Annotated in this window: 9 protein-coding genes; 1 reads left to right on the top strand and 8 read right to left on the bottom strand. The window is 40.0% G+C overall.

Annotated features, from left to right (window positions below; genetic code table 11):
- Nucleotides 1-6 precede the first annotated feature (6 nt).
- The 7 genes from ACYQ0C_RS03790 to ACYQ0C_RS03760 form a co-directional block, all read right to left on the bottom strand.
- Nucleotides 7-1530, bottom strand: coding sequence for a protein phosphatase 2C domain-containing protein (locus ACYQ0C_RS03790; protein WP_016278336.1), 1524 nt, complete (start codon nucleotides 1528-1530; stop codon nucleotides 7-9).
- Entirely contained in the window at nucleotides 1527-2408 is an 882-nt protein-coding gene (locus ACYQ0C_RS03785; protein WP_128811914.1) for a hypothetical protein, read from the bottom strand. Before ACYQ0C_RS03785 ends, ACYQ0C_RS03790 begins: the two co-directional genes overlap by 4 nt.
- Before the next feature lie 10 nt (nucleotides 2409-2418).
- Nucleotides 2419-3987, bottom strand: a complete 1569-nt coding sequence (locus tag ACYQ0C_RS03780; protein WP_016278334.1) for an FHA domain-containing protein — start codon at nucleotides 3985-3987, stop codon at nucleotides 2419-2421.
- A gap of 25 nt (nucleotides 3988-4012) precedes the next feature.
- Nucleotides 4013-5305, bottom strand: a complete 1293-nt coding sequence (locus ACYQ0C_RS03775; protein WP_016278333.1) for an FHA domain-containing serine/threonine-protein kinase — start codon at nucleotides 5303-5305, stop codon at nucleotides 4013-4015.
- Between the two features lie 11 nt (nucleotides 5306-5316).
- On the bottom strand, nucleotides 5317-6066 hold the full coding sequence (locus ACYQ0C_RS03770) for a double zinc ribbon domain-containing protein (RefSeq protein WP_016278332.1): 750 nt from the start codon (nucleotides 6064-6066) through the stop codon (nucleotides 5317-5319).
- Nucleotides 6067-6833: 767 nt separating this feature from the next.
- Nucleotides 6834-7196 (bottom strand): YkvA family protein, encoded by a 363-nt coding sequence (locus ACYQ0C_RS03765; RefSeq protein ID WP_025018167.1) that lies wholly within the window; start codon nucleotides 7194-7196, stop codon nucleotides 6834-6836.
- Between the two features lie 77 nt (nucleotides 7197-7273).
- Complete coding sequence (locus ACYQ0C_RS03760) at nucleotides 7274-9598, bottom strand: carboxypeptidase-like regulatory domain-containing protein (RefSeq protein ID WP_016278330.1); 2325 nt, start codon at nucleotides 9596-9598, stop codon at nucleotides 7274-7276.
- A 153-nt stretch (nucleotides 9599-9751) separates the two neighbouring features.
- Here ACYQ0C_RS03760 and ACYQ0C_RS03755 point away from each other — a divergent pair, with 153 nt between their 5' ends.
- Nucleotides 9752-11248 carry a sensor histidine kinase gene (locus ACYQ0C_RS03755; protein ID WP_016278329.1) on the top strand — a complete coding sequence of 499 codons (1497 nt, stop codon included), beginning with the start codon at nucleotides 9752-9754 and terminating at the stop codon, nucleotides 11246-11248.
- A 112-nt stretch (nucleotides 11249-11360) separates the two neighbouring features.
- Here the strand turns inward: ACYQ0C_RS03755 and ACYQ0C_RS03750 are convergent, their stop codons facing one another.
- Complete coding sequence (locus ACYQ0C_RS03750) at nucleotides 11361-12554, bottom strand: mechanosensitive ion channel family protein (RefSeq protein WP_016278328.1); 1194 nt, start codon at nucleotides 12552-12554, stop codon at nucleotides 11361-11363.
- Nucleotides 12555-12650: the final 96 nt, after the last annotated feature.

The raw sequence follows: 12650 nt of genomic DNA, 5'->3' as shown, positions 1-12650 counted from the left end.
AGCATCTTATTTTTTAGGGATTTTAATCTTTTGACCTATTTTTATCGTTCCAAGATCTACTTTAGGATTCGCATTTTTTACTTCTATCTCACTAAAATCTGTCTTATACTCTTTATTTATGCCGTCCGTTATTTTTTTCCATGTGAATTCTCCCTTTTTTATCAGATATTCATCAGGGATTGTCTTTTGTTCTTTTACTTCCGGAGCATCGCCCTCATCTTCATTTATATTGCCTACAGGTACCAATACGTCCTTCTCACCATTTATCTCCTCACCAGGATCCATTTCCTCTACTTTATCTTTCCCTGGATTTGCATCATTGGGGAAAATACTTTTTCCACTACCATGATCCGGCAAAGATTCTGCCTTATTACCTTTCCCGGAAGAGTCTGAAACCTTATCATTGTCTCCAGCATCATCCTTTTGCTTGAGTGTATCGGGAATGCTATCCTTCTTCACATCCGTAGAATCCGTTTTTACAACGTCTGTAGCATTCTTTCCGGAAGCTCCCCCCACAAAATACCATATTCCTCCTCCAATTATCACCATGACCAAAAGTAAACAAATCAAGAGTGCAGTTATTTTTTTTTTGCCTTTATGAGCTCCCGCTTTATTTCCATTGACTACTGTATGAATCATATTATTGATCCCGCCATTCAAACGGTTCTCCGATTCGATAAAGACATCCGGATTGCAATGCCCCCCTCCTTGAAGTATCTGGCAAAGGCAAACCGTTATATTATCAGATCCTTCAGCCTCGCAAGCCGCATGAATCAATTCATCCACCAGCACATCCATGTTGTGCTCATTATTACGGATAACCAGTTCCATTTCATTATCTCTAACCATACCACATAATCCGTCGGTACATAAGAGAACAATATCATTATCACACAATTCATACGGCTTCAACAAAGACTCCGGCTTTGCCTTCGCCCCTCCATCACAAAGAGAACGAGTTATAATATTACTGTCAGGATACTCAAAAGCATCTTCTCTTGAAATGACCCCTTTATCAACAAGCCCCTGCACATACGAATGGTCCTTCGTTATTTGATGCAAACCTGCAACCGGATTATAAATATAAGCCCGGCTGTCACCACACCACGAAACATAAAGTTGTCCTTCCAATATCCAGCCAATCACAATTGTTGTCCCCATTCCTCGTGTTTCCGGCCTTTCTTTCGCTTCGGCTTTAATACGAGCATCAGCAGCAACAATCACCTCCTTCATATATTTCTCTATTGAGAAACGGTTCCTGGTAACTTCCGGCGTCAGATTTTCCAAAGAAAAATATTCACGCACTGTTTCTATGGCCAGTTCCGAAGCTACCTCGCCGGCATTCATTCCTCCCATCCCATCAGCAACAACGAGTAATGCCCCTTTTTCACCCAGCGAGCATATTTCATTATTCACCCAGCGCATTTGTCCGGATGACAAATCAGCTGCTGCCTGAAAATTATCCTCGTTATTTGTGCGGACAAGCCCCATATCGGTCTTTGCCGCCAGTCTGAATTTTATCGTACTCATTTTTTCTTCTTTTTCTTATCCTTCGCTTTCTCCTTACCCATATCCTTTACCGGTGTCAGCTCTGACGGTTCGTCACTCCCCACCTCTGTGTCACCCGGAGCCTCATCAGATGCCTCCTCTCCTTTCATTCCAACAAACGGACAGTATATTTTCCAACCATCGTCCACCAATGAAACAATACCACAAAGACGAAACTCAATGACACCGATTTTTGTATAAACAGGAACGACATAGATTCCTCCCAATATGTTCTGCTCCAAATTCGGCTTGCTAATATCAAAAGGTTGCTTGTCAACATCTATTGTAATCGTTTTACGATAAATGGTATAATTCAGATTTGCCGATTGCTCAAAATCATGGTCTTTTTTTGCGGTAATCCAAACGATCCAACCCTCTTTCTTCCCTATAGTGCCATCCAAGGCAAATCCATTCCCGTCAAATGTGCCGGAAGAAAACTTATATATAGTTGTATCAACCACCCCGTCTAATTCAGCCAACGTATAATCAAGAGAATCGTATTTTACTTTATCTGTCATTTCAGAAAATGTTGCCTGGTAAAACACAGGATCATACTTCTGTCTGTACTTTCCGAACTTATTATTGTATAACCAAGGACGAACAGCTTTATCTGTCAGCACAATTCCATCAGGAATCTTTACTCCAATAGAATATTGTACTCCAAATTCCTTTTTACCATTCAATCCAAACAATTCACCAGTTTCCCTATCGCAGATTTGAAAACTTTGTTTGGAGATAAATAATCCACTTTTAACCACATCCTCTATGAATTGTTGCTCGGTTGATTTTATATAAATCTGTGCCTCTACCACCAAACATATACATAAAGAAACGATTACACCAACTATTTTTTTCATCATATCTTAAATTTTACGGAATAACACTTATAGGTACAAAACGCCCTTTTGCAGCATTGCTACCAGAAACTATTGCAACAACCTCCCATCCTGATTGAGTCTTAATAAAAATAGGTCCTCCCGAATTTCCTCCTTCGGTATTATTATTTGAAACCATAATAGTTCCCCCAAGTTCTTCACTCAAACCATTTTGAGAACAAATAGCTGTTGAAAAAATAGGTTTTCCTTTACCCCATCCATGTGGATATCCCAGTACATATAACTGTGTACCTTGTTTAAGTTCGGTTGATATTCTTTTATTGGATTTCAAGCCCTTCTTTAAATTATTTTGCACATAAGCAAAATCAACAGCTCCACCTGCTCCAATCCGAATATTTGTTCCAGCTGGAACCTGAGCTAAAACCACAGGATTTCCATTAGCATCTTTTGCTACTTTTCCATTTATAATTTTATATACTCTATAAGGTTCTTTCAACGTATGTATTTGATCATATTTTCCCACCTCATTGATTTGATTATTCGTAAATAAATATGTATCATTTGGAGAAACACACTTAAATTTAATCTGAATATTTCCTTGTTGAGCTAGAACATTAATCATCAATTCCTTATATACATCAATAGGATTTACTCCCTCACGAGGATACACTACTCCGTTATCTATATAAAAACTATTTGAGTAAAAAGTACTACACACATGACGTGCTGTTACAAATTTTCCCTCCTCAAGTTGAAATCCTGTTCCCAACCAAGAAGAAACTTCTTCCCCATTATAAAATACTGTTGCCGTTATGTGATATACATAAGGATGACAAACAGACATATCCACACTACCAGTTTGCCCTAAAGTATTGCCGTTTTCAACATATTTAACTATAACTTTAGGTTTTATTTTCTTTAACGAATCTAAAAGTCCTCCTTGATTCTCAAGTAACTTTCGTTGTTCTGTAATCAATCTTTCATTTTTAGCATTCACTTCTTTAGCATCAGCCAAAGCTAAAGTATTATCATTCAGTTGTTTTCCTTGTTGATAGATTACATATCCCCCCCCTATGGAAATTAAAACAAGCAAACATGCCAATGTCGTTATCGCCGTCTTATAGGGTCTCAAAGCCTGCTGTCTGAACAAACTCAATCTACGAGTCAGTCCGATAGAACCCACTGTGGACTTTTTACCCGTTGGCAAAATAAATCCAAGTTTAGGGCCATTTACCGAAAGTTGTATTTCATCACCATTTTGAAGATACCATTCCGTCTTGACCGGATGGCCATTGAGAAATGTGGAATTAGTTTTTGAAATCTGAACGAGTTTCCACATATCCCCATCCTTTACAATAGCGGCATGATGTCGAGACACGGTTTTAAAACTCTCGTCGAAACGCACCTGACAATGTGAATCACGACCTAATTCAATATTGTCCACAATAATTTCTTGCGATTCTCCAGCCCTATGATATTTACTGCTCACTTTATGTTCCAGTATATAGTACTTCTTACCCCCTGGAGTAAAAAGAGAACCCATCCCCGCTCCTACGGAACCTGATAGGGTATTCTTATATGGTTTTGTTGTATGACCTGCCATTTTCTATTAATTTAAAGTTATGTACTTAATATGCTTCCACTCGTAATTTAGTATCTCCTATCGAAATTATATCACCAGGACTAAACGGTAAACCATTTATAGATACTTCCTTTGAATTGACATAAGTGCCATTGGTAGATTTGCGCCAACCTCCGGTATCATACCTATCCCACTGGCCATCCCGGATAACCCAAGAACCAATATCATAGTCCAGTTCCAACGTACAATGTTTTCTTGAAATATAGCTGCTGTTTTCTTCCACGATTGCAATGTCATTATAAACGCCATCATCTTTTCTGCCCATACTAAGAATGGCACTTTCCCCTCTAAGCATATCATCAAGTTTATAGACTTTACCATAATCTTCCCCTTGCATGATACGTAAAAGAACCCCGTTTATAATTCTAGTCTGAAAATCACGTTGCTCTTCTACGATACGAGGTCTCACCCGTTGCATCTGTGGCACTAAAGCTAGCACTTCATCCGCATCCTGTAACCGGTTTTGAAAATCAGGGATCAAGCATCCCTCTATTAATTTGCACCAGTCTCCGCCCTCGGCTGTATCCAGCAACAAATATCGATCCCAGTCTCCATTCTTTCCTTTCCGCAGATATTGAATCAAATCACGTTCAGAATCCAATCTACCAAAGGGAAGATCTCCGGTAATCAACTGGTACATCATCACTCCAAAAGAAAATATATCCGTTGTAGGTAAAACTGTAGCATCCTTACGAGGGTTCAATTGCTCAGGAGGCATATAGGCATAAGTGCCAAATATCTGTTTAGGTTTACCTAAAATATTCCTTTCAGTCATTCGCTTGTTACGATCACCGGAAATACCAAAATCAGTCAAGGCAAACTCTCCATTCTTTTTCACCAAAACATTTTCCGGTTTCAAATCACGATGCACCTTCCCACAATTATGCAATGCTTTAAGACCACATAACACATGAGTGGCAACTTCAGCCAAGTCAAGATGGGACTGAGATGCCGCACTTAACAAATCTCCACCAGGGCAATACTCCATCACTATATAAGGATTACCTTCCACTACTCCATGAGAAATAGAATGAACCAAATAATCGCTATTAATACGCCCCGTTTCAAACTCCATATCAAACCGTGTCATCAAAGATTCTCGTATATCCGAAGGAACTTCCCACAATTTCAAGAGTTTAAGAGCCTGCAAATTTCCACTATAATCTTTTACAGCATACACCTTTCCAAAAGATCCCTCTCCAAGTACTTTACTTACCTGGAAGCGGTTATCAATGATATCCCCTATAGCAAAATTACATCTCTGAGCAACTACCGGCATATTAAATGGTTTTATTCATGAAACTCAAACAATCTGTTTCCCAAAAGAATAATATCACCATCGTGTAATTCCACTTTTTTCGCAGCCTGAACAAAAGTCGTTTTCTGCTCGCTTCGATCTTCAATATACCAATGTCCGTCAACCCGAGTAACAATGGCCTGCTGACGCGATGTAATAGATGAATTATTCTGTTCCGTATTATCACGATTTAAAATCACTTCTTTTCCTTCATATTCTTGTTCCTCAAAATCATGTCGTTCGTTGACTCTTTTTAAAGGTTTCAAGACAAATGTGGGATCCATCTCCATATTCATCATATATGGATTGACTGTACCACGAAACTTATTTTTATTCCCGTCATCTGTGTTCATCCGTGTCGGGCGTCTGGCCGTTTCTCCCCCTCCTCCCGAAGCAGGACCATTGTATCCAGCCTCAAAATGAGAAGCACTTCCAGAACCTTTGATAGAGAACTTACAGTTGGGACATTTCTCTGTACCCGGACGAACAGGATAACCACATTTAGGACATTGGCTTGTTTCCTCACTATGTGAAAGATTGTCATCTTTTTGAGAGTTATAGGAACTACCGCCAAAGATTTCCTGCTCCATCACAGTCTTATTCAGCTGTTGTTCACCAGCAAAAGAATTGCCTCTTCCTGATTCATTATAAACCTCCTCATTGTCCGCTTCTAATGGCGCATGGCATTTTACGCAGACCTTTTCATTTGGCTTATTAGGCCAACCACAGTTTTTGCACCGCATATTTCTAAATTTAAGGTAATCACTAAAAACTAAAAATCAGGAATAAACGCATAGAAAAAGCGCAAACCCGATTGTCATCCGCCTCCAGGTATCGCCAAACACCCACTGCACAAATGAACAACTTTGTCTGCGCTTCGTTATATTATAAGAAGTGGTCATAGCACCTGCTTTTTCATAGAAACAGATAGAAAAAGCAAGCCCATAGATTATACAGGTTATAATAATACGAGGTAAACAAACGTTGTAGCATTCTTCTTGTGCAGTCTTAAAATTTGGCGATTTTAGAGACAAGATATTAGCTAACTAACGCTCGTAAGCCCAATATTTCAAAAAGCAAAGACTTTCAAAAATCTTTGCTAATCGCAAATTTAAAGAAAAAAAGGAACTCACCAATGGAAAATCCACCTTTTTCTTTAAATATTAAAAAATCGACAGTACTTGTCCTACATACATAAAACACTGTACTGTCGAAAACAGCCTTGTGCAGTCTTTATAAAATTGGCGATATTCCAGAGGACAAGCGCTATTTCATTGTCAAATATACGCTATAAAAAAAAGATTCAAAATTAAGATTTGTTCAGAAATGGATTATATCAGCCGTTTTAATAATTATCCGATCTAAAATAGAGACTATCCTGCCAAAATTCTTTTCTCAAAGAAACATGTTCCAGCTCTGAATTAATAAAAAACGGTATTTATCAACCCAAAAGGGTCACGCCGGAATCCGACGAGACCCAGTCTTGCCTCCCAAAAGACAAATACAAAATTTATTCTTCTATCAACTCGTACTTTCCTTCCGGGAACCAGCGCTCCAGTATATTATCCACCTCCGACTCTATTTCGGGAGTCACATAGCGGCATACTTTCTTATAAGCATAAACCAAAGATACCGCCTCATCAATCCATCCGATAACCGGCAACCGCTTTGCCGAGATCAAATCGACCGGCAATACCAGATACGAAAGTGCCGCCACAATCAGCATTTTATCCGAAGAGGGAGTTTCAGGACTTCGCAATACATAATACAATAAAAGTACAGGACGGGCAGTCGTCCTACCGGCAGCCTTTGCATAATCCGTTATTCTCTCCCACAGCAGCTCATAATCCATCATGTATTTCTTCATTTTTATCTATTATTTTATCAAGGGTAATTATCTATTGTCTCGTTAAATTCAGGAACTTATGTTCATTAAAACGATTATCTTGTTTATTTTCCGGTACTCATCACTCCGGAATCATTATCACTATTGTTCACTTTACGCTGACCGGCTTTAAACTTACGGCCAAACGAAAAATGATAAGAAACACTTGCCAAGAACATTTGCGAGCTCTCTTTCACATAATTCGCTTTTTTATAGGAAGCATATTTATTCCAATTCTCGGTCTGCTGCTTATAATTATCCGTAAACGGATTGAAAGCTCCCAAACCTACACGCAAATTCTTGTGCGTATAATACATCGCTAACATTTGAATGTTTTCACCACCAGACAAAGTTTCCCCCCAGAATTTATTAAAATTGGTATTCATTTGCCAGAAAAGAGAAAACTGCTTATAATTGAAAGATACCATAGCATTACAATACCAGTTTGTATAAGTATGAGAATACATATTGCCATGGCTCATATAATGATTCACCCCACCGGTAAACGAGAACTGCAACATGTCCTTAACAGGACCGACACGCAAAGTCAGACGCCCCGACAATTTCTGCCAGTCCTTCTGGTTGTCCCATGTCTGTACAATTTTGTCACCATCCTGATATTTCTCATCCATAATAGCCTTCGGCTGATAATCATACGCTCCCCACAGACTAGAATAGAATATGCCTTTCTGCCATTCGTATGTCAACTCGGTATGATAACGCAGATAGGATTTCAAATTCGGGTTGCCCCGCCTGATTTGCAACGAATCCACCATCTGCTCCACCGCACTTAAATCCCCCAATGACGGAGAAGCATTACTGATATCGGACTTCCAACGGATGAATGAATTTCCCGGCAACGTGTAATGCAGCACAAAACGGGGGTTAAAACTATAATTCTCATACAAATCATCACCACTTTGTTTGTAATAAGAACGGGTAACACCTACACCCAATCTGTAGTCCAATTTATTCAACTTTCCGCGGTATTCACCATAAGCGTATGTATCTCCTTGGTTCATATCCGTTTCATAATAATGACCGTTACGGTATTCATTATTGGCAAAAGACTGGGTATGACGCAAACCGAAACTCAACGAATTCCCCTTAGAAAATTGCTTCTCATAAATCGCCTCCCCAATCAGAGAATATTTATCCCCTGATACATTATTATGAATGTCAGTCAACAACTCGCCTTGCAAGCTTTCCTGATACAAACGGCGTGATTTTTCCCGGTTATAAGTACCTACCACATTGAATATCAAGAGTTGCTTGTTCTTCAATCCCTGCTGATAATAAAGATCCAACGAAGGACGAGTCCAGCTATTTTTGGTACGGTCTATCATATCCACCTTATCATCAGGTGCGGAAACATTGACCAATACCCCTTGATAATCCATGTGTGGCTGGCTATTACTTCTCAAACGAAAAGTAGCACTGAACAAAGAGTTCTCGGTCTGCTGCAAATTATAGTTCACACTTAAATTATTCATAAACATGGATCCATGCCCCGGTTCACCTTCTTCTATACGATGCAGTGTCGTTCCGTCCGCCAGGTGGAACACTTCTTCATTATCCCGATACATGCCATAGAAATCGCGAGGACCTGTATAAAACGAGACTCCAAACTCCGACTTTTTATGGTTCACTTTCCCAAATACATTATGTTCTCCCCACATGGTATTCATCCCCTGAGTCAAATCCATCCCAAAGTTACCACCCGTATCCGGACGGCGGACAATATAGTCAAGCACTACCTCGGCGTTCCCATAACGCAGTCCCGGGTTGTCATGATACTCTATGCGGATAATGTCTGACGGCTGTAATGCCCTAATCTCTTCTATTTCAGCTTTCGCCCCATTGATACGGAGCTGAAGTTCTCCACCTCCCAGCACTCCTATCTCATTATTCATCGGATTGATCTGAATACGGGGAAGCATCATCTGTTGCAACAAGTTGACTCCATTTGTCGAGACCTTCATTTGTCGCTCGGAAGGAAAGATCAGCTTACGATCCGGCTGACTGACCTGTGCGGAAGCACTGACCGTGACACCTTCCATAGCCACAGCATCATCTTCCAAAAGAATCTCCCCCAAGTTCACATTCTGTTTAATACCGTCCAATACAATAAACTGCGTACGATAGCCCACACTGGAGATCGCCAACAAATAATCGCCTGCATAAACCTTATTCAGCAAGAAACCGCCTTTTCCATCCGTGGTAGTCCCTCCAACAAAAACAGAATCTGCTGTTTGCAAAACCACATTGACATATTCCGCGGCCTTTCTGCTTGCCGCGTCTTTCACAGTACCCTTTATCATTATTTTTTGGGCAAAAACTCCCTGCACCATACTGGCTGTCAGTATGGCTATTATTACTATTTTCCTCATTTTTATTTTATGATTTTTTCTGTTTACAAGATGGCCTGTCCTGCTTAAAAGTCATTGTTTTACACTTTAGACGCCAGAAGATGAAAAAAAGTTGCACTTTCCGAAACTTTTTGGTTAAAAAAGGGTTATATTTGCAGAAAACCTGTTTCAATAATGAAAAAAATTCTTCTAACATTAGCACTTGCCTTTTGTTGTGTTGCAGGGCAAGGACAGACAACAGCTACACCGACAGGTGTCAATATTAAAGAATTAAATGCAAAGTGGGCAAAGTTCACTCAGTATGCCGAACAAAAACAAATAAGCAAAGCGGTAGAGGAGGGAATACGTGTGAGTACGCTTTTTACTCAAAACAGACAATACAAAGAAGCCTTTGCCACGTGCCGGCAAATGGACGCACTGATTTATCATAGTGAGCAAGAAAAAAAATCCCCTGAATACAAATTACGTTTCATGGTGGGCAAAGAACGCTTGCGTATGTATACGAATCTGAAGAATACAGAACAGTGCAAGATACTCTTGCAACAACTTCATTCCTACACTGACCAGTTAAAATCAGATTCTTTACAAGAAGAACTTCTGATGACGGAAGCCAATTATTATCAAACTTTCGGCATGACAGACAAAAGCCTGGAATGTTACAAAAGCCTGTTCCAAAAGCGCTCTGCCGGTAAAGACGAAAAGGGAATAGACCAATGTTATAAAGACATGCTGGGATATGCGGAGCAGAACAATAACGCCCCACTGGCCATTGCCATGAGAAAACTTTATACTTCATGGCAAGACTCCATAAAAGCAGTCAAAACAGCCAATGAGCTAAACACACTGCAACAAAAATATGAGACCAGTCAAAAAAATCTACGGATAAAAGAAGACAAGATTACTACAAATCTAATTATTATCATTGCACTATGTGTGTTATCGGCCATACTGGCCGCCGGATTATTGTTCTTGGCCGCCCTGTTATTCAAACACATCCGCCAGGTAAAGAAATTGAAAAACAGCTTGCAGATAGCAAATGAAAACAATGAACAGAAGTCCAAGTTTATCGGCAACATCAGCGCCCAGATCGAACCAAGCCTGAATACAATAGATGAAGCTGCAAAGGAAACAACCCCCACTCCGGTCTTACATGAAAACATCAAGGCACTGAAAGAACTGATGACAGCTATCCAGACGTATATTTCACTGGAAGAGACACGCGAAGAACATTATCCGCTAAAGGAACTGAACATAAATACGCTATGTGAAAGTATCATGGAGAAAGCGAAGATAAATTTCAAGTCCGGAGTAGAAGCCGTGGTAAACGTTCCACGTGTAAATATCAAGACAAATGCAGAAGAATTGGAACGCATATTAAACCATTTACTGAACAATGCGGCGGCATATACGGAAAGCGGTAAAATTTCACTGGAATTTAAAAAACGAAGCGCTCATACACATCAGTTCATATTAACTGATACGGGAACGGGAATTCCGGCTGAAGCGCGTGAGAAACTGTTCAAACCATTTGCTGAAATACGCGATTTAACGCAAGGGAACGGATTAGGACTCCCCACCTGCAGCCTTATCGCTTATAAGTTAAATGGAACACTGGCTTTGGATACTGATTATAAGAAAGGAACCCGGTTCATACTGGAACTTCATGTATAATATATAGATTCCACAGGTTAACACGGATTATTCATTTTGTAATAAACTTGATCTAATCCGTGTTAACCTGTGATGTTTTTCTGTATCTCTCCGCTAGTGAGATTATAAATAATCAATGGGAAGAAAAAGCCAACACATCCAATCCTGATGGGCTTTGGAAAACCCTTAATCCAAATTCGGGAAGAACGGCCAGCAAATGGTCAAAAACCTCTGCTTGCAAACGTTCGTATGGAATCCAGTCTTTATTGGCTGAGAAGAAATAAAGTTCTATGGGTAATCCTTGCGGTGTAGGCTGTAATTGACGCACCATCAAAATCAATTCTGTATTTACCCGAGGATTATGGCACAAATAATATTCCAGATAGTGACGGAACACATAAAGATTCACCTCCTCTTTTCCCGTTCTTTCAAAGCCTGACATCCAAACTTTTTTCTCAAACTCCGCCATCTGCTCCGGTGTGCAGAAACGGACTGTATTCATATCTATATTAATAGCACGCTTCACTCTGCGTCCACCACTTTCCCGCATACCACGCCAGTTCTGGAACGAATCACTGACCAATGCATAGGGTGGGACTGTAGTTATGGTATTATCCCAATTACGTACTTTTACAGTGGTAAGAGTCACCTCTATCACTGTACCGTCCGCTCCATATTTCGGCATGGTAATCCAATCTCCCGGCCGGAGCATATCATTGGCGGAAAGCTGGACTCCGGCCACCAGTCCCATAATCGTATCTTTAAAAACCAACATCAAGATAGCCGCAGAGGCACCCAGTCCGGTTAGAATATTCACAGGATCTTTATCTATCAAGGTACTGACTATAATGATCACCCCTACACAAATCACAATCAGTTTTACCATCTGATATACCCCTTTCAGAGGATGGTTCTTCAACTTCTCATGTTCGCTTGAAATAGTATAAAGAGAAGTCAGAAAAGAACAGATCAACTTCATGGCCACAGCCGTGATGTAAACCCAGCACAGTTTCAGAATGAACGTCAAGGTCACAGGCTCATGCGGAAAAGCAAAAGGGAGCAGTACATACAATATGATAGGGGGAATAAGGTGGCACATATTATTCAATACAGCATCATTGAATAAATAGTCATCCCAGCTAGCCTGTGTCCTTGCCGTCAGTTTCTTTATAGCAGGAACCACTATTTTTCTACAAAAATAATCCGCTACAAAAGCGATGATCAGAATCCCCGCTATAATGATAATACGCTGAGTGACATCCAAACTCTCCTGATGCACCCCCATCTGTTCCAATAAATTAGTAAGATCGTTGTTTATTGTATCCATATTCTACGTGTTTACAGCAAAGATACGGAAATTCACCACAGATTCACACAGATCCATACAGTTTTTAAATAAAGTTGTCTGTACAAATCCGATCAA

It is taken from the genome of Phocaeicola sartorii JCM 17136 = DSM 21941 (assembly GCF_054653615.1).
Note: the sequence above shows the minus strand (reverse complement) of the source record. Positions and strands in the feature narration are given on the sequence as shown.

What these genes read in the sequence shown, in the direction of transcription:
- ACYQ0C_RS03750 (WP_016278328.1), bottom strand. Translation starts at nt 12,554, where the DNA reads ATGGATACAATAAACAACGATCTTACTAATTTATTGGAACAGATGGGG.
- ACYQ0C_RS03790 (WP_016278336.1), bottom strand. Translation starts at nt 1,530, where the DNA reads ATGAGTACGATAAAATTCAGACTGGCGGCAAAGACCGATATGGGGCTT.
- ACYQ0C_RS03780 (WP_016278334.1), bottom strand. Translation starts at nt 3,987, where the DNA reads ATGGCAGGTCATACAACAAAACCATATAAGAATACCCTATCAGGTTCC.
- ACYQ0C_RS03770 (WP_016278332.1), bottom strand. Translation starts at nt 6,066, where the DNA reads ATGCGGTGCAAAAACTGTGGTTGGCCTAATAAGCCAAATGAAAAGGTC.
- ACYQ0C_RS03760 (WP_016278330.1), bottom strand. Translation starts at nt 9,598, where the DNA reads ATGAGGAAAATAGTAATAATAGCCATACTGACAGCCAGTATGGTGCAG.
- ACYQ0C_RS03775 (WP_016278333.1), bottom strand. Translation starts at nt 5,305, where the DNA reads ATGCCGGTAGTTGCTCAGAGATGTAATTTTGCTATAGGGGATATCATT.
- ACYQ0C_RS03785 (WP_128811914.1), bottom strand. Translation starts at nt 2,408, where the DNA reads ATGATGAAAAAAATAGTTGGTGTAATCGTTTCTTTATGTATATGTTTG.
- ACYQ0C_RS03755 (WP_016278329.1), top strand. Translation starts at nt 9,752, where the DNA reads ATGAAAAAAATTCTTCTAACATTAGCACTTGCCTTTTGTTGTGTTGCA.